Here is a 21,251-nt window from a genome sequence, read left to right on the forward strand (position 1 = left end):
GGGCAAACGCCATGACACCCTTGTGGATAACTCCCGTGGTCTGAACCACTGGAGTTCATCCTCATCGCCCGCTGACCAGCGCCTTCAGTACCTGACGGGCAGTCCGGTGCCGCCGCGCGACACGCTCGGCTTCAACGCCACGGGGCGAACGCTCAGTCCTTGTGGCCCAGTTGCAGATCGCGCTCCGTGCGCCCTCCGCCGGCCACCTGCAGGACGGTGGCCACGGGCGGATAGCCCGAGGCGATGACCGTGTACTCGCCGGAGGACAGGTCCACGAAGCGGAAGACCCCGTCGGCCGACGTGGTGGCCGTGTCCTGGACGTTGCCGGCCGCGTCCAGCAGCGTCACACGGGCGTCCTCGACGGGCCTGCCGCCGGTGGCCCGTACGGTCCCGCGGAGCACGGCGCCGCCCGCCAGCTCGATGTCCTGCTGGGTCTCGCGCGCCGCCTGCACGGAGACCGGGAGCGCCGCCGGACGGTGTGCGGGCGCGGATGCGGCGAGGGTGTACTCACCGGCCACCAGGTCCTCGATGACGTAGGCGCCGTCCCGTCCGCTGCGGGTGGCGGCGACGACGTCGCCGCGCACGTCGGTGAGGGTGACAGCCGCGTCTGCCACCGGATGGCCGTCCGCCGTGAGCACGCTCCCCGCGAGGCGCCCCGCGCCGCCCAGCACGACGTCCAGTTCGACGGACCGTTCGCCGACCGTGACGCTGACGGCCTGCGGCTGGTGACCTCCGGCCGCGGCGATGAGGACGTAGGAACCGCTGCCGGGTGTGCTCAGCGCGAACCGTCCGTCCGCGCCCGTCGCTCCCCTCCCGACCTGCTTGCCGCCGGTGTCGATGAGAGTGAGGGCTGCCCGCGGGACGCCGCTGCCGTCGTGATGGCGGACGCTTCCGCAGACCGGTGCGCCGGACGAGGTCTGCTGCGCCGCCCCGCCGATGGAGACGCCGGCAGCCGCGACACCGGGGTAGGGGTCGGAGGCGCCGGTGTACGGGTCAGGGGTGCCGGTCGCCGAAGTACCGGCGGTCGCGGCCGGGTTGGTCTCGGCCAGGCCGGTCTCGGGGTTGCGCGCCTCGGGGACGGGAGCGTTCTCGGACACCAGGGGTTTCTCCTTGAGGAAGAAGGCGAAGATCAGCCCGAGGGCGAGCACGGGGACCAGATAGAGGAAGATCCGCGGCATGGCGTCGGCGTACGCGTGCACGTATGCGTCACGCAGCGGACCGGGCAGCGCGTGCACCGTCTGCGGCGTGAGCGAGGAGGCGTCGGGGAGCCGCCCCGTCCCGTCGCGCGGCAGGTCCCGTGCCAGGGAGTCGGTGAGCCGCTGGATGAACAGGGTGCCGAAGACGGCGGCTCCGACGCTGCCGCCGATCTGCCGGAAGTAGTTGTTGGCGCTGGTGGCGGTGCCCAGGTCCCGTGGGGGTACGGAGTTCTGGACGGCCAGCACCAGCACCGGCAGCACGAACCCGATGCCCAGCCCCAGTACGCCCATCCAGACGCTGTACGTGAAGCGCGTCGTGTCCGTCTCCAGCCGGGACAGCAGCCACATGCCCAGCGTCGAAAGGGCGCAGCCCAGCACGGGGTAGACCTTGTAGCGCCCGGTGCGCGAGATGAGCTGGCCCGAGACGGTGGAGGCGAGGACGACCCCGCCCATCATGGGCAGCATCAGCAGACCCGACTCGGTGGCCGTGACCCCGTCGACCATCTGCAGGTAGCTCGGCAGGTAGCTCGCGGCGCCGAACAGGGCGATGCCGACGGTCACCCCGACCAGGCCCGTCACGTTGAAGACGGAGTCCTTGAAGAGGCGCAGCGGCAGTACGGGTTCGGGAGCGAAGCGCTCCACGACGAGGAAGAGGGCACAGCTGAGCACGGCTCCGGCACCCAGCCCGAGGATCACCCGGTCGTCCCAGTCGTACTCGGTGCCGCCCCAACTCGTCAGCAGCACAAGGCAGGTGGAGAAGACGCCGAGCAGCAGCGTGCCCACCACGTCCAGCCTCGGACGTCCGCGCGGGCGCGGCAGCTTCAGCACGAACGCGGTCACCAGGAGGGTGAGAAGCCCGAAGGGGATGTTGATGTAGAAGCACCAGCGCCAGGAGAGCTCGTCGGTGAACCAGCCGCCCAGGAGGGGCCCGGCGACGGAGGCCAGCCCGAACGCGGCGCCGATCAGGCCCATGTAGCGACCGCGTTCGCGCGGGGGCACGACGTCGGCGATGATCGCCTGCACGCCGATCATGAGCCCGCCCGCACCCACGCCCTGGAGAGCGCGGTACGCGATCAGTTCGGTCATCGTCCGTGACCACCCCGCCAGGGCAGAGCCGACCACGAAGACGACAATGGCGAACAGGAAGATGCGCTTGCGGCCGAAGAGATCGCCGAGCTTGCCGTAGACCGGCAGCCCGATGGTGGCGGCGAGGAGGTACGAGGTCACCGCCCAGGACATCCGGTCGAGGCCGTGCAGTTCGCCGACGATCTTGGGCAACGCCGTGGCGACGATGGTCTGTTCGAGTGCGGCCAGCAGCAGGGCGAGCATCAGGCCGAGGAAGACCAGACGGACGCGGCGGGGGCTGAGCCCGGCCGGGCCGCCTTCCTGCTCGGAACCGCCCGCGTTCTTCTCGGACGGCCCTGCGGACCCGCCGTCGCCGCGGTCCGTCTGCGGCGCAGGGTCCGCGGGCGGGTCCTGCCAGGCGCCTCCGGGTGCGCCCCCTACACCCTCGCGCCCGTACTCAGGGAGCTCCAGGCTCACTTCGACGACGGCGGGAGACTGCTCGTCTCTGTGATCCAGAGCTGTCCCGCCCATTGCACTCCCCTGTTGTGCCGACCGTCCTCGATCAGCATTTCTCGCATTACGCGACAAGGGTGAGCAAGTCAGACACTGCCGGGCCGCGGCGTCCGGGAGAGCGCCAAGTCCGTTGCCCGGGGCGCCTGTCGGGCGCTCAACTGGGGCTTTGACGGCGCGCGGACACCACGGCCCGCGCACCGTCCGACCAGGAAGACCACTCGAACCGGTGAGCGGCGGGGAGAGCCCGCCCGGCCTACTTCTCCAGTTCGGCGGCGAGCTTGGCGAGCATCTCGTCGTAGATGCGGGCGAGCCCCTTGGGAGCGAAGGTCTTCTCGAAGAAGCCGCCGACGCCGCCGGCGCCGTCCCAAGTGGTCTTCACCTCGACCCGCGCCGCTCCGTCACCCGCACCCGGGGTGACCGTCCAGGTGGTGACCATGGAGGAGTTGCGGTCGTTCTCGGAGAGCTTGCCGGCAGCCGGTTCGCTCACGTCCATCAGGCAGTCGCGCACCCGCTTGCTGGTGGCCTGGAGCTTCCAGTGGACGACGGTGCCTGCGCCCTTGCCGCCCTCGCGCACCTCGTACTCGCTGAAGTGGTCCGGCAGCAGCTTCGGCCGGGTCCCGCTGTAGTCGGCGAGCGCGTCGAAGACCGCGTCGGGCTTCGCGGCGATCTCCCGGTGGGTGGTCGAGACGACCTGCGCCATTTGCTCCTCCTGCTCATCGGCACGTGAGTTGCGCCGGAACGGCGCCCGAGTACGCGCGAACGGGGCCGCCACGAACTCCGGCCGACAGCCAACCACCCATGGACCCGGGGCCCAAATCGGCTTGACACAGGCAGTGGGAACAGATGTTCTATTCTTGGCACGAACGGCAGGACGGCACGAGGAGGGTCCATGCGCTGGGAGAACTTGAGCGGCGACGGGACGGCGGAGACCGCCGCCCTCTTCGGCACCGACGTGGTCACGAGAAGGTTCGACACCCCTGAGTTCCGCGGGATCACCTTCCACGAGGTGCGTGCCCGCTCGATCGTGAACCGCGTGCCCGGAGCCTCACGGATGCCGTTCGAATGGACGGTGAATCCGTACAGGGGCTGCTCCCACGCATGCGTCTACTGCTTCGCCCGCGGAACCCACCGCTACCTCGACCTCGACACGGGAGCCGGCTTCGACTCCCAGATCGTCGTGAAGGTCAACGCCCCCGACCTGCTCCGACGCGAGCTGGGAGCGAGCCGCTGGAACGGCGAGCACATCGCCATGGGCACCAACGTCGACTGCTATCAAAGGGCGGAGGGACGGTACCGGTTGATGCCGGGCATCCTCACCGCACTCCGCGACTACGCCAACCCTTTCTCCATCCTCACCAAGGGCACGCTCATCCTCCGCGACCTCGACCTGCTGCGCTCGGCGGCGGCCGTCACCGACGTCGGCGTCTCGGTGTCCGTCGGCTTCATCGACGAGGAGCTGTGGCGCACCGTCGAGCCGGGCACCCCCGCCCCCGAGCGACGGCTGGACGTCGTGCGCACCCTCAGCGCTCACGGCATCCCGTGCGGGGTGCTGATGGCTCCGGTCATCCCCTTCCTGGGGGACTCCCCCGCCCAACTCAGGTCGACCGTACGGGCGATAGCCGCGGCCGGAGCCACGTCCGTCACCCCGCTGGCCCTGCATCTGCGGCCGGGGGCCCGCGAGTGGTACATGAGCTGGCTCGCCGAGCACCACCCGGATCTCGTGCGGCACTACGAGGCGATGTACGGGGACGGCGCCTACGCCCCCAAGTGGTACCAGCGCCGGATCACCCGTCAGGTGCACGAGCTGGCCGCCGAGTACGGCATCGGGCCCACCTCGCCCCGCACCCACCGCCGCATCGAGATCCGCCCGGAGAGGGCCGAGGAGCCCGAGGCACCGGACTGCACCCAGCTGACCCTGCTGTAGGCACTCGCTCGCGGGAACTCCGGGAACCGCTGCCGAAACCGGGTGGCGTGCGCGCCCCGGCTGGACGACCATCCACGCATGTCCGAACTCACGCACATCAAGGCCCCGCAGGGCGTCGCCCCCGGCAACGGATACAGCCATGTCGTCCTCGGCGAGGGCCGCTTCGTCGCAGTCTCCGGGCAGATCGCTCTCGACGAGCACGGTGAAATCGTCGGCGAGGGCGACGCGGCAGCGCAGGCGCGCCAGGTGTTCAAGAACCTGCGCCGGTGCCTGAACGAGGCGGGCGCCACCTTCGACGACGTCGTGAAGCTGACGTTCTTCACCACGGACGTGGGCATCCTGCCGGCGGTGCGCGAGGCGCGGGACGCCTGCATCGACACCACACGCCCGCCCGCCAGCACGGCTGTCGAGGTCTCCGCCCTCATCCGTCCCGAACTGATGCTGGAGGTCGAGGCCTTCGCCGTCATCCGGAACTGACCCTCGGGGGCCGCGGGTTCGTCCTGCCCGACCGGCCGGCGGCCCCGCCCAGCGGCCGGTCAGCCCCGCCCGGTCACCCCCTCCTCGTGCAGCGTGCTGTCCTCGTTCTCGCGGCGGATCGTGCGCAGGGCGTGGCCGGGGTGCCACACCTCGAAGACGATGTACGGGTCCTCCACATGGACCCGTACGACCTCCGAAAGCTCCGTCCGGAACAGATGGAACCGCTCCGGCTGCTCGCCCGGCGCTCCGGCCGCGTACCTCTCCAGCTCGTCGGCGCCCACTTCGACGGCACGTCCCGAGACGCGCACGTCGCCGCCTGCCATCTCGCTGTCCGAGCCGGGGTTGGCGTGCAGCGAGAAGCGGGGATCGCGTCGCAGGTCCAGCGCCTTGCGGGAGCCGATCATCATGCCCAGCCACAGCTGACCGTCACGGAAGTCGGCCTCCAGGCCGGTCAGCCGGGGAGAGCCGTCGGTCCGCAGCGTGCCGAGGACGTGATGCCGGAAGTCCTGGAAGCGTGCTCGTACGGTGTCTGCGAATTCGGGTTCCTCGGAGCGGAAGTCCGCCCAGCTGTGTGTCATGCGTTCATCGTGGCGCGGATACCCGACATCTTCCGTCCCCATTACTCCCGTCGTAGCAGCGCTCCGGTCGTAGCAGCGCTCCCGTCGTAGCAGCGCTCCGGTCGTTGCGTCAGTGCGCTCTCAGCCGGGCGAGGCGACGCCCAGCGGCGGGTTCAGGCGGGCGAAGGCCTCCTGACGCCGGTACGGGAAGTAGGGGTAGGGAGCAGTCCTGGTGCTCACCGCGTCGAGCCTGTCCATGTGCTCGGGGTCGAGCTTCCAGCCGACGGCGCCGAGGTTCTGCCGCAGCTGGGTCTCGTTGCGCGCGCCGATGATGACCGAGGAGACCGTCGGCCGCTGGAGCAGCCAGTTGATCGCGATCTGCGGCACCGTCCTGCCCGTCTCCTCGGCGATCCCGTCGAGGACGTCGACGACGCGGAAGAGGTGCTCGTCCTCCACCGGCGGGCCGAAGTCGGCCGTCTCGTGCAGGCGGCTCCCGGCCGGCAGGGGCTGCCCGCGACGGACCTTCCCGGTCAGCCGCCCCCAGCCCAGCGGGCTCCACACCACCGCGCCGACTCCCTGGTCGAGCCCGAGGGGCATCAGCTCCCACTCGTAATCGCGGCCGACGAGCGAGTAGTAGACCTGATGCGCGACGTAGCGCGGGTGCCCGCGCTTCTCGGCGGCCGCGAGCGACTTCATCACCTGCCAGCCCGAGAAGTTGGACACCCCCACGTAGCGGACCTTCCCCGCACGTACGAGGCCGTCGAGCGCGTCCAGCACTTCCTCGACGGGGGTACGGGCGTCGAACGCGTGCAGTTGGAAGAGGTCGATGTGGTCGGTGCCGAGGCGCCTGAGCGCGGCGTCGCACGCCCTGATCAGCCGGGACCGCGAGGAGCCGGCGTCGCCGGGTCCGTCCCCCGTCGGCAGGCTGGTCTTGGTCGACAGCAGCACCTCTTCCCGGCGCCCTTTGACCGCTTCGCCCAGGACCTCTTCCGAGGCGCCGTCGGAGTAGACGTCGGCGGTGTCGAACATCGTGATCCCGGCCTCCAGGCAGATGTCCACCAGGAGACGCGCCTCCCGGGCGCCGGTGTCGCCCCACGCCCCGAAGAGCGGACCCCGGCCTCCGAACGTCCCGGCGCCGAAGCTCAGTGCGGGGACGTCGAGGCCCGATGCACCCAGACGTCTGTACTCCACGGCAGTTCCCCCTCATCGCATTAATGGGTATGCAATTCCGTTAAGCTCCGAGTGCGACTCTAACAGCGTCGAGACGTTAAAGAAACTGGAGTTCCGTTATGGATTCGGAGAGCGTGGCTCCGGGGACAGTCCGCCCCGGAGGACGCACAGCTCAAGTGCGGGCGGCCGTCCTGCGGGCAGCCGGGGACGCACTGGCGGAAGGGGGGTTCGCCCACCTGGATCTCGCCGACGTGGCCCGACGGGCCGGCGTCGGCAAGACGACGGTCTACCGCCGGTGGGCGACGACGACCGGCCTGGTGGCCGACCTGCTGACGCACATGGCCGAGGAGTCGCTCCCCCGCACCGAGACAGGCTCACTGCTCGGCGATCTGAAGGCCAACGCACGGCTGGTGCAGCGGACACTCTCCGACGAGCGTCATGGAGCCCTGTTCAAGGCCGTCATCGCGGCCGCCACATGCGATCCGCGCACCGCCGAAGCCCTGCACCGCTTCTACGGCGTCCGCATCGCCGAATGGGCCCCGTGTGTGCAACAGGCCGTCGACCGCGGCGAGTTGCCGGAGGGTACGGATCCGCACGAGGTGATCCGTGCGGTCTCCGCCCCCCTCTACTACGCCCTGCTGACCAGCGGCGCCACCCTGGACAAGCCCGCAGCGGGCCGGGCCGCCGAAGCAGCCGCAGCCGCCGCGCGCGCGGGCGTCTTCGCGAGCCAGGCCGGGACGGGCGTCGGCTGAGCTGCGAACAAAACCCTTGGTGACGACGTTGGGGCCTCTGCCACCATCCACTCATGCACGTACGGGAGATGACCGCGGCGGACGTCGACGCCGTCGCCGCGCTGCGCGTACGCGGCTGGCAGTCCGCCTATGCCGACCTCATGCCGCGCTCGTACCTGGCAGCGATGTCCGTGGCCGAGGACGCCGCCCGGCGGCGCACCATGTTCGAGGAGGCCGCCGCAACCGCCGAGGCCCGCGTCGTCAACTTGGTCAGCGAGAGCGACGACGGCACGGTCACGGGCTGGGCGGCCCTCGGCCCGTACCGCCCCGAAGGCCCGCACGGCCAGGGCGAGTCGGTCGACGGCGCCGAGCTGTACGCGCTCTACGTGCTCCCCGAGCACATCGGCACGGGCACCGGCCGGGCGCTGATGAGCGCATGCCTCGACCGGGCGGCCGAGCGAGGCTTCACCCGCCTCCTCCTCTGGGTCGTCCGGGGCAACACCCGCGCCCGCCGCTTCTACGAGCGGGCCGGGTTCACCTTCGACGGCGCCGAGGACACCTATGTCATCGAGGGCACCCCCGTGCCCGAGGTCCGCTACGCACGAGACCTCCTCAACGACGCGGCCTGACCGAGCGGCTGCGGGGTCGGCCCGGGCCCACCGGGATGCGTGCCAGGGCGGCCTTCGCCGACGGGGAAAGCCGGTGGTGCTCGGCCGCCGCACCCAGCACCGCGATCGCCCGCCCGTCGCCGAGCGCGCCCAGCCCCTGCACGCACGCCTCCGCGATCGGCCAGTAGTGCACCGGTCCCATCAGGAGCCGCTGCAGCACGGAGATCAGAGTCGGCACGGACTCCGGCGCCCGTAACGATGTGAGGAGGCGCACCGCGTGCAGCGCGTATCCGGTGCGCAGTTCGTTCGTCGCCAGGGCCGCGGCCGCGCGTGCGGTGCGGGGGTCGCGCAGGCGTGCCAGCGCGTGGGCGGCGGTCGCGCAGCGCACGGGGTCGCGGTAGTTCAGCATGAAGATCAGCGTTTCGAAGGCCCGCCGGTCCCCCGCGCTGCCGAGGGCGAACGCGGCCACCTCCCGCGCCCACAGCGGACGTTGACTCTCCGCGAGTACGGTCGCGAGTTCGTCCCGCGACGCCGGTGTGCCCTCTCTGGCGAGTGCCACCAGGCGTTCGTACTCGGACGGGTCCGCCTCGCCCCGTACGCGATCGATCAACGATCGGAATGCGTCGGCCACTTGCGCTCCCTCCCCCACGTGCTCCGTCCCACAGCCCTGGAAGAGCCATACCCCTGGCGCATTGGTTACCCACGAGTTAAGGTGCTCGTCAGAGCGGCACCCCCGCTCAGGCGGCCTGGTGACGCAGCCGCCCGAGAGTGAAGTCGGTTCGGCGGGGGTCCGGGTCCGCGGCGTACGACGCCGCGGCGCCTCCCGGGCAGCACCGCTGAGTACGGAACGGCCCCTGGGACAGGGCTGGTTCCGCCTCCACCCCATCCGCAGCTCTCCTGCCGCGCGGCACCCGCGTGCCCGCACCGAGCCGGTCCACGGCTGTGCGCGCGGCCGAACCTCATCGTCAGTCGTCACACCTCTGGAGTCCCGTGATGGACCGTCCTCCCCTGCACACCATCGCCGTGGTCGGCCTCGGCACCATGGGCACCGGCATCGCCGACGTCCTCGCCCGTGCCGGCCGCGAAGTCATCGGCATCGACATCAGCGACGCCGCCGCCCGCCAGGCGACCGCCGCTTTCGAAGCCTCCACCGCGCGGGCCGTACAGCGCGAACGCATGACGGAGGGCGAGCGGCAGGACGCGCTGGCCCGCTTCCGTACCTTCTCCGACCTGCAGGCAGCCGCCGAGGCGGACCTCGTGATCGAGGTCGTCCCGGAGGACTACGACACCAAGTGCCAGGTCTTCAGTGCCCTGGACACCGTCGTGAAGCCGGACACGATCCTCGCGACAGGCACCAACGCTCTCTCCGTCACGCGTCTCGCCGCCGACTCCGACCGGCCCGAACGCGTGCTGGGGCTGCACTTCTTCCACCCCGCGCCCGCCATGAAGCTCGTCGAGGTGGTCTCCTCCGTGCTCACCTCGCCGGAGGCCGTCACCGCGGTGACGGCCCTGGCCCGCGACCTGGGCAAGGAGCCGGTCGCGGTCGGCGACCGCCCCGGATTCGTCGCCGACGGGCTGCTGTTCGGCTACCTCAACCAGGCCGCCGCGATGTACGAGTCGCGCTACGCGAGCCGCGAGGACATCGACGACGCGATGCGGCTGGGCGCGGGACTCCCGATGGGACCGCTCGCCCTGCTCGACCTGATCGGGATCGACACCGCACGTACGGTGCTGGACGCCATGTACGCCGACTCCCACGACCGGCTGCACGCGCCCGCGCCCATCCTGCGCCAGCTCAGCGACGCCGGTCTGACCGGCCAGAAGGCCGGCCGGGGCTTCTACAGCTACGACGCCCCCGGCTCCTCCGTGACCGTGGCCGACGCCTCGACCCCGGACGACGGCGCCGCACGCACACCAGGACGCCCCGTCTCCACGGTGGGCGTCGCCGGCTCCGGCACCATGGCGAGCGGCATCGCCGAGGTGTTCGCCAAGGCCGGCTACGAGACGGTGCTCGCCGCACGCAGCGACGAGAAGGCGGCGGCGGCCAAGGACCGCATCGCCACCTCCTTCGAACGCTCCGTGAAGAAGGGCCGGATGACGGACGAGGCGCGGGACGCGGCTCTCGCTCGCATCACCCCCGCCGGCTCCCTGGACGCGCTGTCCGACGTCGACCTGGCGGTGGAGGCGGTCGCCGAGGATCTCGCCGTCAAGCAGCAGCTCTTCGAGACGCTGGACAAGGTGTGCAAGCCCGGCGCGGTTCTCGCGACGACCACTTCCTCGCTGCCCGTGGTGGCCTGCGCACGTGCGACCTCGCGCCCGCAGGACGTGGTCGGGATGCACTTCTTCAACCCGGCGCCGGCGATGAAGCTCGTCGAGGTCGTCCGCACCGTGCTCACCGGTGACGAAGCGCACGCCACCGTCCGCGAGGTGAGCACCGCCATCCGCAAGCACCCCGTGGACTGCGGCGACCGCGCGGGGTTCATCGTGAACGCGCTGCTGTTCCCGTACCTCAACAACGCCGTGAAGATGGTCGAGGAGCACTACGCGTCGCTCGACGACATCGACGCGGCGATGCGGCTAGGCGGCGGCTACCCGATGGGGCCCTTCGAGCTGCTGGACGTCGTCGGGCTCGATGTGTCGCTGGCCATCGAGCAGGTGCTGCACCGGGAGTTCCGCGATCCGGGGCTGGCTCCCGCACCGCTGCTGGAGCACCTCGTGGCCGCGGGGTGTCTGGGCAGGAAGACCGGACGGGGTTTCCGCGAGTACGCACGTCGGTGACCCGGGACATCCGGTGGGGCGGGCTGCTCGAGCCTTCGGGCGGCCCGTCCCCCGAGTCCGTCACGGCGTGTAACGTTCCCCACATGTCAGACACCGCGAAGCCGTCCCGTTCGCACACCGCATCCTCCCAGCGCCTGCGGATGCGCCGCGAGTTGGCGGCTGCCGCGATGGAACTCTTCGCGACGAAGGGGTATGAGGCCACCACGGTCGACGAGATCGCGGCCACGGCCGGAGTCGCCCGCCGCACCTTCTTCCGGCACTTCCGCGCCAAGGAAGAGGCGATCTTCCCCGACCACGACGACACTCTGGTGCGTGCGCAGGCGGTGCTGGAGGCCGCGCCCGCTCACGAGAACCCGCTGGACACGGTCTGCCGCGGCATCAAGGAAGTCATGCGGATGTACGCGGCGTCCCCCAAGGGCAGCGTCGAGAGGTACAAGCTGACCAGGGACGTGCCCGCGCTGCGTGAGCGCGAGATCGCCTCGGTCGCACGCTACGAGCGGCTCTTCACGCGCTATCTGCTGGGTCACTTCGACGAGGCGGCGCACCGCGACGGCGACGACGACCCGCTGCTGGCCGAGGTCGCCGCCTCCGCCGTGGTCACGGCCCACAACCACGTGCTGCGCCGGTGGCTCCGCAACGGCGGAGTGGGCGACGTGGAGGCGCAGTTGGACCACGCCTTCGCGATCGTACGGAAGACCTTCGGCACCGGATTCGGGGCGAACCGGCCCGCGGCTCCCGAGCGGATCGGCGGTGCCGAGACCACGCGGGACGACGAGGTGCTCGTCACAGTGGCCCGCACGGACACCCCCATCGGCGAGATCATGCGCACGATCGAACGGGCCCTGCGCGACTGACCACCGCGCCCGGGCTGCGGTACGGCACCGGGCGGCTCGGACGTCGGCGTGAGTGTCACAGGCGAACTCGCCCCGGCAGCGGGGGCGTTCGCGTGCCGAGGCACCAACAGCACCCCTGCGCGCCTGCGATGCGGGGGTGCGAGACGGCCGGAGCGTACGGGGCGCGCAGACGCCCCCTCCTCAACTCGCCGCCGTGACCGGGTAGTTCGCCCGGGTTCCGGGCCCGCCACCCTGCCGCGCACACCCCACCGCCGTGATGCGCCTCGGCTCCGGACCGCCCCTGGGCCCCGCCGAAGTCAAGCCGGCCCGCAGACCGCCTCCACCCCGCCCCGGGAGGGCAGCCGGACGCGTATCGGCGCTCATGCGTGCACACACAGATGACAGATGAGAGAAATTGTTGGCACGCAGTGTCTTGCACACTGGCACTGGGTGTCATACCTTGATGCGAGTCCGGGCGCTGTCCCAACGGCACAACACCCGTGCGTGCCCGGACGCCTGCGTCACAGGCGACCCCGCGCTCACCAGCGCTGCCAACAGCATCACCCGCCGAACCGACGGCACTGCCTCACACCCGACGACCCTCGAGCGTCTCCTTCCTCAGCGCTTCGCCGGAGGCATTACCGTGAACAAGATCCTCGACGCGATCCTCGCGTCAGACACCACCGCCGACGACTTCGCCAACCTCGAACTGCCCGAGTCGTATCGCGCGGTCACCGTCCACAAGGACGAGGCCGAGATGTTCGAAGGCCTCGCCTCCCGGGACAAGGACCCCCGCAAGTCCCTGCACCTGGACGAGGTCCCCGTGCCCGAACTGGGCCCGGGTGAGGCGCTGGTGGCCGTGATGGCCTCCTCCGTCAACTACAACTCCGTGTGGACCTCGCTCTTCGAGCCCGTCTCCACGTTCGCGTTCCTGGAGCGCTACGGGCGTCTGTCACCGCTGACCAAGCGGCACGACCTGCCCTACCACGTCATCGGCTCCGACCTCTCCGGCGTCGTGCTGCGCACGGGTGCGGGCGTCAACTCCTGGAAGCCCGGCGACGAGGTCGTCGCGCACTGCCTGTCCGTCGAGCTCGAATCGGCAGACGGCCACAACGACACGATGCTCGACCCCGAGCAGCGCATCTGGGGCTTCGAGACCAACTTCGGCGGCCTCGCGGAGATCGCGCTGGTCAAGTCCAACCAGCTGATGCCCAAGCCGGGCCACCTCAGCTGGGAGGAGGCCGCATCCCCGGGGCTGGTCAACTCCACCGCCTACCGGCAGCTCGTCTCCCGTAACGGCGCCGGCATGAAGCAGGGCGACAACGTCCTCATCTGGGGCGCCAGCGGCGGACTCGGCTCCTACGCGACGCAGTTCGCGCTCGCCGGCGGCGCCAACCCGGTCTGTGTGGTCTCCAGCGAGCAGAAGGCGGAGATCTGCCGGCGGATGGGCGCCGAGGCGATCATCGACCGCAACGCCGAGGGCTACAAGTTCTGGAAGGACGAGCACAACCAGGACCCCCGGGAGTGGAAGCGCTTCGGAAAGCGCATCCGCGAACTCACCGGCGGTGAGGACGTCGACATCGTCTTCGAGCACCCGGGACGCGAGACCTTCGGCGCGAGCGTCTACGTCACCCGCAAGGGCGGCACCATCGTCACCTGCGCGTCCACCTCGGGCTACGACCACAGCTACGACAACCGCTACCTGTGGATGTCGCTGAAGCGCATCGTCGGCTCCCACTTCGCCAACTACCGCGAGGCCTGGGAGGCCAACCGCCTCATCGCCAAGGGCAAGATCCACCCCACCCTCTCCAGGACCTACAGCCTGGAGGAGACGGGCCAGGCCGCCCACGACGTGCACCGCAACGTCCACCAGGGCAAGGTCGGCGTCCTCGCGCTGGCCCCCACCGAGGGACTGGGCGTGCGCGACGCGGAGAAGCGGGCCAAGCACCTCGGCGCCATCAACCTCTTCCGCGAAGCCGAGAGCGAGCGGTCCGACGGACAGAGCGGCAAGAACAGCAAGGGCGTGTGACTCCCCATGACTCAATCAGGGGAGAGGGACCGCCCGTGGCTCATGCGGACCTACGCCGGTCATTCGACCGCCGAGGCCTCCAACGAGCTGTACCGGCGCAACCTCGCCAAGGGCCAGACCGGCCTGTCGGTCGCCTTCGACCTGCCGACGCAGACCGGCTACGACCCCGACCACGTCCTGGCACGTGGCGAGGTCGGCCGGGTCGGCGTGCCGGTCTCGCATGTCGGTGACATGCGGCGGCTGTTCGAGGAGATCCCCCTCGAGCAGATGAACACCTCGATGACCATCAACGCCACCGCCATGTGGCTGCTGGCGCTCTACCAGGTCGTCGCGGAGGAGCACGGAGCGGACATCTCCAAACTCCAGGGGACGACGCAGAACGACATCGTCAAGGAGTACCTCTCGCGCGGTACCCACGTCTTCCCGCCCGTCCCCTCGCTGCGGCTGACCACGGACATGATCGCCTACACGGTCAGCCACATCCCCAAGTGGAACCCGATCAACATCTGCAGCTACCACCTCCAGGAGGCCGGTGCCACGCCGGTCCAGGAGATCGCATACGCGATGAGCACGGCCGTCGCCGTGCTCGACGCGGTCCGCGACTCGGGGCAGGTGCCGCAGGAACGCATGGGCGACGTGGTCGCGCGGATCTCCTTCTTCGTCAACGCGGGCGTCCGCTTCGTCGAGGAGATGTGCAAGATGCGGGCCTTCAACCGCATCTGGGACCGGATCACGCGCGAGCGGTACGGCATCGAGAACCCCAAGCAGCGCCGCTTCCGCTACGGCGTCCAGGTCAACTCCCTCGGGCTGACGGAGGCGCAGCCGGAGAACAACATCCAGCGGATCGTGCTGGAGATGCTCGCCGTCACGCTGTCCAAGGACGCCCGCGCGCGTGCCGTGCAGCTGCCCGCCTGGAACGAGGCGCTGGGCCTGCCCCGGCCCTGGGACCAGCAGTGGTCGCTGCGCATCCAGCAGGTCCTCGCCCTGGAGAGCGATCTGCTGGAGTACGGCGACATCTTCGAGGGCTCGCACGTCGTCGAGGCCAAGGTCTCCGAGCTGGTCGAGGACTCGCTGGCCGAGATCGAGCACATCGAGAAGCTGGGCGGCGCGATGGCCGCCGTCGAATCCGGCTATCTCAAGTCGCAGTTGGTCGCCTCGCACGCCGAGCGCCGGGGCCGCATCGAGTCGGGCGAGGAGAAGATCGTCGGCGTCAACTGCTACGAGTCGACCGAGCCCAACCCCCTCACCGCGGACCTGGAGACGGCCATCCACACCGTCGACCCGGCCACCGAGGCCAACGTCGTCGCCGCGCTGCGGCGCTGGCGCGAGACCCGCGACGAGGGGCCGGGCGAGCCCGCGGCCGAGGCGCTCAAGCGCCTCAAGGACGCCGCCGGCACCGACGCCAACCTCATGGAGGCGACGCTGGAATGCGCACGCGCCGGTGTCACCACCGGCGAGTGGTCCGGCGCCCTGCGCGAGGTCTTCGGCGAGTTCCGCGCCCCGACGGGCGTGAGCAGCGCTCCCGTGGCCGTGCCCGCCGAGGAGGGTTCCTCCCTCGCCGACGTACGCCGCCAGGTGGAGCTGACCGCCGGGGAACTCGGCGTCGGCAAGCTGCGGCTGCTGGTCGGCAAGCCCGGCCTCGACGGTCACAGCAACGGTGCCGAGCAGATCGCCGTAAGAGCCCGTGACGCGGGCTTCGAGGTGATCTACCAGGGAATCCGGCTCACGCCCGAACAGATCTCCTCGGCGGCCGTCGCCGAGGACGTCCACTGCGTCGGCCTGTCCATCCTCTCCGGCTCGCACGCCGAGCTGGTCCCGGACGTCCTGGTCCGGCTGAGGGACGCCGGAGCGCACGAAGTGCCGGTGATCGTGGGCGGGATCATCCCCTCCGCCGACGCCGAGGCGCTGCGCGCGGCCGGTGTCGCGGCCGTCTTCACTCCGAAGGACTTCGGGATCACCGAGATCATCGGCCGTATCGTCAACGAAATCCGTACAGCGAACAAGCTCGACCCCATGGAGGTCCCCGCATGACAGCCCCGTCGCCGGCCGCCACTCCGGCTTCCCGTCTCCGCCCGCGGCGTTCCTGTCTCGCCGTGCCCGGAAGCAACCCGCGCTTCCTGGAGAAGGCGCAGGGCCTGCCCGCGGACCAGGTCTTCCTCGACCTGGAGGACGCCTGCGCGCCGCTGGCCAAGCCGGACGCCCGGCACACCATCGTGAAGTTCCTCAATGAGGGTGACTGGACCGGCAAGACCAGGGTGGTCCGGGTCAACGACTGGACGACGCACTGGACCTACCGCGACGTCATCACGGTCGTCGAGGGCGCCGGGCAGAACCTCGACTGCATCATGCTGCCGAAGGTCCAGGACGCCCAGCAGGTCCACGCGCTGGACATGCTGCTCACGCAGATCGAGACGACGATGGGCCTGGAGGTCGGCCGCATCGGCATCGAGGCGCAGATCGAGAACGCCAAGGGTCTGGTGAACGTCGACGACATCGCCGCCGCCTCGCCGCGGATGGAGACGATCGTCTTCGGCCCGGCCGACTTCATGGCGTCGATCAACATGAAGTCGCTGGTCGTCGGCGAGCAGCCGCCCGGCTACCCGGCCGACGCCTACCACTACATCCTGATGCGGATCCTGATGGCCGCCCGCATGCACGACCTCCAGGCGATCGACGGCCCGTACCTGATGATCAAGAACGTCGACGGGTTCCGCGAGGTCGCCGACCGTGCGGCCGCCATCGGCTTCGACGGCAAGTGGGTGCTGCACCCGAGCCAGGTCGAGGCGTCGAACGAGATCTTCTCCCCCTCGCAGAAGGACTACGACCACGCCGAGATGATCCTCGACGCGTACGAGTACTTCACCTCCGAGAAGGGCGGCAAGAAGGGCTCGGCGATGCTCGGCGACGAGATGATCGACGAGGCGAGCCGCAAGATGGCGCTGGTCATCTCGGGCAAGGGCAGGGCCGCCGGCATGACCCGTACGACCTCCTTCGAAGCACCGGAGGCCTGAGGACATGCAATTCGGCCGCACCTACGAAGAGTTCACCGTCGGGGACGTGTACAAGCACTGGCCCGGGAAGACGGTCACCGAGTACGACGACCACCTGTTCTGCCTGCTGACCATGAACCACCACCCGCTGCACATGGACAGCAACTACGCGGAGAGCACGACCGACTTCGGCAAGAACGTGGTGGTCGGCAACTACATCTACTCGCTGCTGCTCGGCATGTCCGTGCCGGACGTCTCGGGGAAGGCCATCGCCAACCTGGAGATCGAGTCGCTCAAGCACGTCGCGCCGACGTTCCACGGCGACACGATCTACGGCGAGACGACGGTCCTCGACAAGACCCCGTCCAGGTCCAAGAGCGACCGCGGGATCGTGCACGTGGAGACCAAGGGCTACAACCAGGACGGCAAGCTCGTGTGCGTCTTCCGCCGCAAGGTGATGGTCCCCACCGAGGCGTACATCAAGGAGCGCGGCGGCGAGCAGCCGGGCCGCCCCGCCCTGCGCGAAGAGTCCGGCCAGGCGAAGGGAGGGAAGTGAGATGGGACGGCTCGCTCAGACCGAAGGTCTCACCGAGATCCAGCAGGAGATACTCTCCACGGTCCGCAGCTTCGTCGACAAGGAGATCCTTCCGGTCGCCACGGAGCTGGAGCACCGCGACGAGTACCCGACGGAGATCGTCGAAGGACTCAAGGAGCTCGGGCTGTTCGGCCTGATGATCCCCGAGGAGTACGGCGGCCTCGGTGAGTCCCTTCTCACGTACGCGCTGTGCGTCGAGGAGATCGCCCGGGGCTGGATGAGCGTGTCGGGCATCATCAACACGCACTTCATCGTGGCCTACATGCTCAAGCAGCACGGCACGCAGGAGCAGAAGGACCACTTCCTGCCGAGGATGGCCGCGGGCGAGGTCCGGGGCGCGTTCTCGATGTCGGAGCCGGCACTCGGCTCGGACGTCTCGGCCATCTCCTCCAAGGGCGTGCGCGACGGCGACGACTACGTGCTCAACGGCCAGAAGATGTGGCTGACGAACGGCGGTTCGTCGACGCTGGTCGCCGTGCTCTGCCGTACGGACGAGGGGCACCCGGAGGGCACGGCTCCCCACAAGTCGATGACGACCTTCCTCGTGGAGAAGGAGCCGGGCTTCGGCGAGGTGCGGCCGGGGCTCACCATCCCGGGGAAGATCGACAAGATGGGCTACAAGGGCGTCGACACGACCGAGCTCATCATGCAGGACCTGCGCATCCCCGCGGACCGCGTACTCGGCGGCGAGAGCGGTCGGGGCTTCTACCAGATGATGGACGGCGTCGAGGTCGGGCGCGTGAATGTGGCCGCGCGTGGTTGCGGCGTCGCACAGCGTGCCTTCGAGTTGGGCATCGACTACGCACAGCAACGGCACACCTTCGGAAAGCCGATCGCGCAGCATCAGGCCATCCAGTTCAAGCTGGCCGAGATGGGTACCAAGGTGGAGGCGGCGCACGCGCTGATGGTCGGCGCGGCCCGCAAGAAAGACGCCGGTCAGCGCAACGACCTGGAGGCGGGGATGGCCAAATACCTCGCATCCGAATACTGCAAGGAGGTCGTGGAGGACGCATTTCGCATCCACGGCGGGTACGGTTTCTCAAAGGAGTACGAGATCGAGCGCCTCTACCGAGAGGCACCGATGCTCTTGATCGGTGAAGGAACCGCCGAGATCCAGAAAATGATCGTAGGCCGCCGCCTGTTGGAGGAGTACCGCTTCCAGGGGTGAATGTCCCTTTTCGGGATGTCTTTCTGAAGGTCAGGACGACATCCCGCGCTGGGATTTCGGATCCGGACTGGCGTACTGGCTTGGCCAGTTGCCACCGGTAGCCGGTAGCATCCCGAGAAGCCGCCGTCCCCCATCGCAGCCGCGGCTCCCTCCGCTACGAAGGTCATACATGCCCCACAGCCCATCCTCTGCACCCCGCGGCCGAGTCCGCATCGCGCGCGGAGCGTCGCCGTGGCTCCTGCCGACCGTGGCCACTGCCGCCGCCAGCCTCCTCAGGGCCCGCCGCTCCAAGAAGGCAGCCGCGGTAGCCGTGCCCGCCACAGCTCTGGCGGCAGGCATGCTGTGGTTCTTCCGCGACCCGGAGCGTGAGATCACGCAGGGCCGCGTGATCTCCCCGGCCGACGGCGTGGTGCAGAGCATCATGCCGTGGCACGACGGACGTACCCGCGTCGCGATCTTCATGAGCCCGCTCAACGTGCACGTCAACCGCGCTCCCCTCGCGGGCACCGTGACCTCCGTGGAGCACATCCCCGGCGGCTACGTACCCGCGTTCAACAAGGAGAGCGAGAACAACGAGCGCGTCGTCTGGCACTTCGACACCGAGATCGGCGACGTGGAGATGATCCAGATCGCCGGCGCGGTCGCGCGGCGGATCGTCCCCTACGTGCCGCGGGGCTGCAAGGTCGAACAGGGCGACCGCATCGGCCTGATCCGCTTCGGCTCACGCGTCGACGTCTACCTCCCCGAAGGGATCGACGCCGACGTCGAAGTCGGGCAGGCCACCACTGCGGGGGTGACTCGCCTTGACCGTGATTGATCCCGACACACAGGCAGCCGCCTGGGTCGCCGAAGCGGAAGAGGACGACGACGAGATGCCGCTCTCGACGCGGCTGTCGATAGCGGACACTCTCACTCTGGGCAATGCCACCTGCGGCTTCATGGCGGTGTACTTCACCACCACCGGCGTCCTCATCCCGCATCTGACGGGCAGCGAGGACGGCGGCATGGCGCGGCACAGCGCCGCGACCGCGGTGATGCTCATGCTGCTCGCCTCCGTCTTCGACCTCTTCGACGGGCTGGTGGCGCGCAAGCTGCGCAGCTCGGCGATGGGCGCGGAGCTGGACAACCTCTCCGACCTCATCAGCTTCGGTCTGGCCCCCGCCTACTTCGTGGTCACGTGGGGCATGGTCGCCAACGACGCGAACCAGCAGGTGTCGGTGGTGGCGGCCGTCGTGGTGCTGCTGGCGGTGGTGCTGCGGCTTGCCCGGTTCTCGTGCGTCCCCATGCGGGACGGGATGTTCCAGGGCATGCCCGGGCCCTTCGGTGCCCTGACGGTCGTCTCGATCGTCCTGCTCGAACTGCCCTTCGTGCCGACGCTGCTGGCCATCATCGGCGTCGCCTGGCTGATGGTGAGCCGCGTCGAATACCCCAAGCCGCGGGGCAGGCTCGCCGTGGCGATGCTCGCCTGGATCGTCGCCAGCATGGGGCTGCTCGGGGCCTGGGCGTTCGACGCGCCCGGCGGTGAGCTGCTGATGCAGACGGGCTGTGCGCTGCAGGTCGTGCTCGGCGCCGTCATCCCGCTGTTCGCGACGGCGCGCAGGGTCCACACCTTCCGCGACAACCGTCGCGAGGCGAGGACCGCCGCGCAGGGCTGAACCGGCGACGACTGACGAAAGAGCTGTGGCCCGGGAGGAATCCCGGGCCACAGCTCATTCCGGCTCCTGTCCGGCGGGCCGGGCTCCGTGAGAGGCGGCGTCTGTCAGAGACGGTCCTCCGCCAGGCGTTCCGCCAGCTTCTCCAGGAGCGGCCCCGCTTCGGACATGCATCGGGCGGTGTCCTTCTCCAAGTCGGTCAGGGCGTAGGCGGCTTCGACGCCGGCGCCCTTGAGCGCCTTGCCGTCCAGAGCGAGACGGCCGCACACGGCCAGCACCGGCTTGCCCGCCTTGCGCGCGGCGGCGGCGACGCCCGCGGGGGCCTTGCCGTGAAGGGTCTGCTCGTCCAGCGACCCCTCCCCCGTGATCACCAGGTCGGCGCGCTCGAGAGCGGCGGCGAAGCCCAGCACCTCCAGCAGGACGTCGATGCCGGGCCGGAAGGTGGCGTTGAGGCCGACGAGTGCGCCGTAGCCGATGCCGCCCGCGGCGCCCGCACCCGGCGCCTCCGCCGTCTCGGCCGCGCGGGGCCCGACGGATTCGCCCATCACCTGCACGAAGTGGCTGAGAGCCGCGTCGAGGACCTGCACGTCCTCCTCGCCTGCGCCCTTCTGGGGGCCGTAGACGGCGGCGGCGCCCTTCGGGCCGGTGAGCGGGTTGTCGACGTCACTCGCCAGCACGATGTCGACGTCCTTGAGCCGCTCGTCGAGCTGCGACAGGTCGGCGGAGACCATCTCGACGAGGGGCCCGCCGCCGTGCGGGACCTGGTCGCCGTCCTCGTCGAGGAAGCGGGCGCCCAGCGCCTCCAGCATGCCCGCGCCACCGTCCGTGGTCGCGGAACCGCCGACGCCGAGCACGACGGTGCGGGCGCCTGCTTCGACGGCGGCGAGCATCAGCTCACCGGTGCCGCGTGTGGTGGCTGTCAGCGGCGCGAAAACGCCGGGCGGCATGAGCTGGAGGCCGGAGGC

General features: G+C 69.9%; 19 protein-coding genes. 13 read left to right on the forward strand and 6 right to left on the reverse strand.

The genetic code is table 11. The features are described 5' to 3' along the window. Window positions 1-152: 152 nt before the first annotated feature. Together H5J26_RS06360 and H5J26_RS06365 are read right to left on the reverse strand one after the other, a co-directional pair. Window positions 153-2,792 carry an MFS transporter gene (locus H5J26_RS06360; protein ID WP_181764717.1) on the reverse strand — a complete coding sequence of 880 codons (2,640 nt, stop codon included), beginning with the start codon at window positions 2,790-2,792 and terminating at the stop codon, window positions 153-155. 235 nt (window positions 2,793-3,027) lie between these two features. Then, on the reverse strand, window positions 3,028-3,474 hold the full coding sequence (locus tag H5J26_RS06365) for an SRPBCC family protein (RefSeq protein WP_181764718.1): 447 nt from the start codon (window positions 3,472-3,474) through the stop codon (window positions 3,028-3,030). A gap of 189 nt (window positions 3,475-3,663) precedes the next feature. Here H5J26_RS06365 and H5J26_RS06370 point away from each other — a divergent pair, with 189 nt between their 5' ends. Together H5J26_RS06370 and H5J26_RS06375 are read left to right on the forward strand one after the other, a co-directional pair. Beyond that, window positions 3,664-4,698: an Rv2578c family radical SAM protein gene (locus H5J26_RS06370; protein WP_181764719.1), complete on the forward strand. Its 1,035-nt coding sequence runs from the start codon at window positions 3,664-3,666 to the stop codon at window positions 4,696-4,698. Window positions 4,699-4,776: 78 nt separating this feature from the next. Continuing rightward, on the forward strand, window positions 4,777-5,175 hold the full coding sequence (locus H5J26_RS06375) for a RidA family protein (RefSeq protein WP_181764720.1): 399 nt from the start codon (window positions 4,777-4,779) through the stop codon (window positions 5,173-5,175). Window positions 5,176-5,234: 59 nt separating this feature from the next. Here the strand turns inward: H5J26_RS06375 and H5J26_RS06380 are convergent, their stop codons facing one another. Next, on the reverse strand, window positions 5,235-5,753 hold the full coding sequence (locus H5J26_RS06380) for a pyridoxamine 5'-phosphate oxidase family protein (RefSeq protein WP_181764721.1): 519 nt from the start codon (window positions 5,751-5,753) through the stop codon (window positions 5,235-5,237). A 120-nt stretch (window positions 5,754-5,873) separates the two neighbouring features. After that, window positions 5,874-6,923: an aldo/keto reductase gene (locus tag H5J26_RS06385; RefSeq protein WP_181764722.1), complete on the reverse strand. Its 1,050-nt coding sequence runs from the start codon at window positions 6,921-6,923 to the stop codon at window positions 5,874-5,876. A 98-nt stretch (window positions 6,924-7,021) separates the two neighbouring features. On the opposite strand from H5J26_RS06385, the gene H5J26_RS06390 reads away from it, so the two are divergent. Together H5J26_RS06390 and H5J26_RS06395 are read left to right on the forward strand one after the other, a co-directional pair. After that, entirely contained in the window at window positions 7,022-7,654 is a 633-nt protein-coding gene (locus H5J26_RS06390; RefSeq protein ID WP_181764723.1) for a TetR/AcrR family transcriptional regulator, read from the forward strand. Window positions 7,655-7,707: 53 nt separating this feature from the next. Further along, the gene (locus H5J26_RS06395; RefSeq protein WP_235980439.1) at window positions 7,708-8,262 is read left to right on the forward strand and encodes a GNAT family N-acetyltransferase; all 555 of its coding nucleotides are present in this window, start codon (window positions 7,708-7,710) and stop codon (window positions 8,260-8,262) included. On the opposite strand, the gene H5J26_RS06400 is transcribed toward H5J26_RS06395, so the two are convergent. Continuing rightward, the gene (locus tag H5J26_RS06400) at window positions 8,246-8,872 is read right to left on the reverse strand and encodes a HEAT repeat domain-containing protein (protein ID WP_181764724.1); all 627 of its coding nucleotides are present in this window, start codon (window positions 8,870-8,872) and stop codon (window positions 8,246-8,248) included. The two genes, H5J26_RS06395 and H5J26_RS06400, sit on opposite strands and share 17 nt — an antisense overlap. A 362-nt stretch (window positions 8,873-9,234) precedes the next feature. On the opposite strand from H5J26_RS06400, the gene H5J26_RS06405 reads away from it, so the two are divergent. From H5J26_RS06405 to pssA, 9 genes are all read left to right on the forward strand, one after another. Beyond that, on the forward strand, window positions 9,235-11,019 hold the full coding sequence (locus tag H5J26_RS06405; protein WP_181764725.1) for a 3-hydroxyacyl-CoA dehydrogenase family protein: 1,785 nt from the start codon (window positions 9,235-9,237) through the stop codon (window positions 11,017-11,019). 83 nt (window positions 11,020-11,102) lie between these two features. After that, window positions 11,103-11,873, forward strand: a complete 771-nt coding sequence (locus H5J26_RS06410; RefSeq protein ID WP_181764726.1) for a TetR family transcriptional regulator — start codon at window positions 11,103-11,105, stop codon at window positions 11,871-11,873. A gap of 622 nt (window positions 11,874-12,495) precedes the next feature. Then, the gene (ccrA, locus tag H5J26_RS06415; protein WP_181764727.1) at window positions 12,496-13,881 is read left to right on the forward strand and encodes a crotonyl-CoA carboxylase/reductase; all 1,386 of its coding nucleotides are present in this window, start codon (window positions 12,496-12,498) and stop codon (window positions 13,879-13,881) included. Window positions 13,882-13,887: 6 nt separating this feature from the next. Then, window positions 13,888-15,912 carry a protein meaA gene (locus H5J26_RS06420; protein ID WP_181764728.1) on the forward strand — a complete coding sequence of 675 codons (2,025 nt, stop codon included), beginning with the start codon at window positions 13,888-13,890 and terminating at the stop codon, window positions 15,910-15,912. After that, entirely contained in the window at window positions 15,909-16,892 is a 984-nt protein-coding gene (locus H5J26_RS06425) for an HpcH/HpaI aldolase/citrate lyase family protein (protein WP_181764729.1), read from the forward strand. The genes H5J26_RS06420 and H5J26_RS06425 overlap by 4 nt, the downstream gene beginning before the upstream one ends. Window positions 16,893-16,896: 4 nt before the next feature. Next, on the forward strand, window positions 16,897-17,427 hold the full coding sequence (locus H5J26_RS06430) for a MaoC family dehydratase (protein WP_181764730.1): 531 nt from the start codon (window positions 16,897-16,899) through the stop codon (window positions 17,425-17,427). Window position 17,428: 1 nt separating this feature from the next. After that, window positions 17,429-18,634: an acyl-CoA dehydrogenase family protein gene (locus H5J26_RS06435; protein WP_181764731.1), complete on the forward strand. Its 1,206-nt coding sequence runs from the start codon at window positions 17,429-17,431 to the stop codon at window positions 18,632-18,634. Window positions 18,635-18,803: 169 nt separating this feature from the next. Next, window positions 18,804-19,451 carry a phosphatidylserine decarboxylase gene (locus H5J26_RS06440; RefSeq protein ID WP_181764732.1) on the forward strand — a complete coding sequence of 216 codons (648 nt, stop codon included), beginning with the start codon at window positions 18,804-18,806 and terminating at the stop codon, window positions 19,449-19,451. After that, window positions 19,438-20,289 carry a CDP-diacylglycerol--serine O-phosphatidyltransferase gene (pssA, locus tag H5J26_RS06445; protein WP_181764733.1) on the forward strand — a complete coding sequence of 284 codons (852 nt, stop codon included), beginning with the start codon at window positions 19,438-19,440 and terminating at the stop codon, window positions 20,287-20,289. Before H5J26_RS06440 ends, pssA begins: the two co-directional genes overlap by 14 nt. 104 nt (window positions 20,290-20,393) lie before the next feature. On the opposite strand, the gene H5J26_RS06450 is transcribed toward pssA, so the two are convergent. Continuing rightward, on the reverse strand, window positions 20,394-21,251 hold an 858-nt coding region (locus H5J26_RS06450), incomplete at its 5' end, for a glycerate kinase (RefSeq protein ID WP_181764734.1).

This window comes from Streptomyces albidus (ex Kaewkla and Franco 2022), assembly GCF_013870515.1.
Taxonomy (GTDB): Bacteria; Actinomycetota; Actinomycetes; order Streptomycetales; family Streptomycetaceae; genus Streptomyces; species Streptomyces albidus.

Coding starts and splice junctions, on each gene's coding strand:
- H5J26_RS06360 (WP_181764717.1), bottom strand. CDS start 2,792: ATGGGCGGGACAGCTCTGGATCACAGAGACGAGCAGTCTCCCGCCGTC.
- H5J26_RS06365 (WP_181764718.1), bottom strand. CDS start 3,474: ATGGCGCAGGTCGTCTCGACCACCCACCGGGAGATCGCCGCGAAGCCC.
- H5J26_RS06370 (WP_181764719.1), top strand. CDS start 3,664: ATGCGCTGGGAGAACTTGAGCGGCGACGGGACGGCGGAGACCGCCGCC.
- H5J26_RS06375 (WP_181764720.1), top strand. CDS start 4,777: ATGTCCGAACTCACGCACATCAAGGCCCCGCAGGGCGTCGCCCCCGGC.
- H5J26_RS06380 (WP_181764721.1), bottom strand. CDS start 5,753: ATGACACACAGCTGGGCGGACTTCCGCTCCGAGGAACCCGAATTCGCA.
- H5J26_RS06390 (WP_181764723.1), top strand. CDS start 7,022: ATGGATTCGGAGAGCGTGGCTCCGGGGACAGTCCGCCCCGGAGGACGC.
- H5J26_RS06395 (WP_235980439.1), top strand. CDS start 7,708: ATGCACGTACGGGAGATGACCGCGGCGGACGTCGACGCCGTCGCCGCG.
- H5J26_RS06405 (WP_181764725.1), top strand. CDS start 9,235: ATGGACCGTCCTCCCCTGCACACCATCGCCGTGGTCGGCCTCGGCACC.
- H5J26_RS06410 (WP_181764726.1), top strand. CDS start 11,103: ATGTCAGACACCGCGAAGCCGTCCCGTTCGCACACCGCATCCTCCCAG.
- H5J26_RS06420 (WP_181764728.1), top strand. CDS start 13,888: ATGACTCAATCAGGGGAGAGGGACCGCCCGTGGCTCATGCGGACCTAC.
- H5J26_RS06425 (WP_181764729.1), top strand. CDS start 15,909: ATGACAGCCCCGTCGCCGGCCGCCACTCCGGCTTCCCGTCTCCGCCCG.
- H5J26_RS06430 (WP_181764730.1), top strand. CDS start 16,897: ATGCAATTCGGCCGCACCTACGAAGAGTTCACCGTCGGGGACGTGTAC.
- H5J26_RS06435 (WP_181764731.1), top strand. CDS start 17,429: ATGGGACGGCTCGCTCAGACCGAAGGTCTCACCGAGATCCAGCAGGAG.
- H5J26_RS06440 (WP_181764732.1), top strand. CDS start 18,804: ATGCCCCACAGCCCATCCTCTGCACCCCGCGGCCGAGTCCGCATCGCG.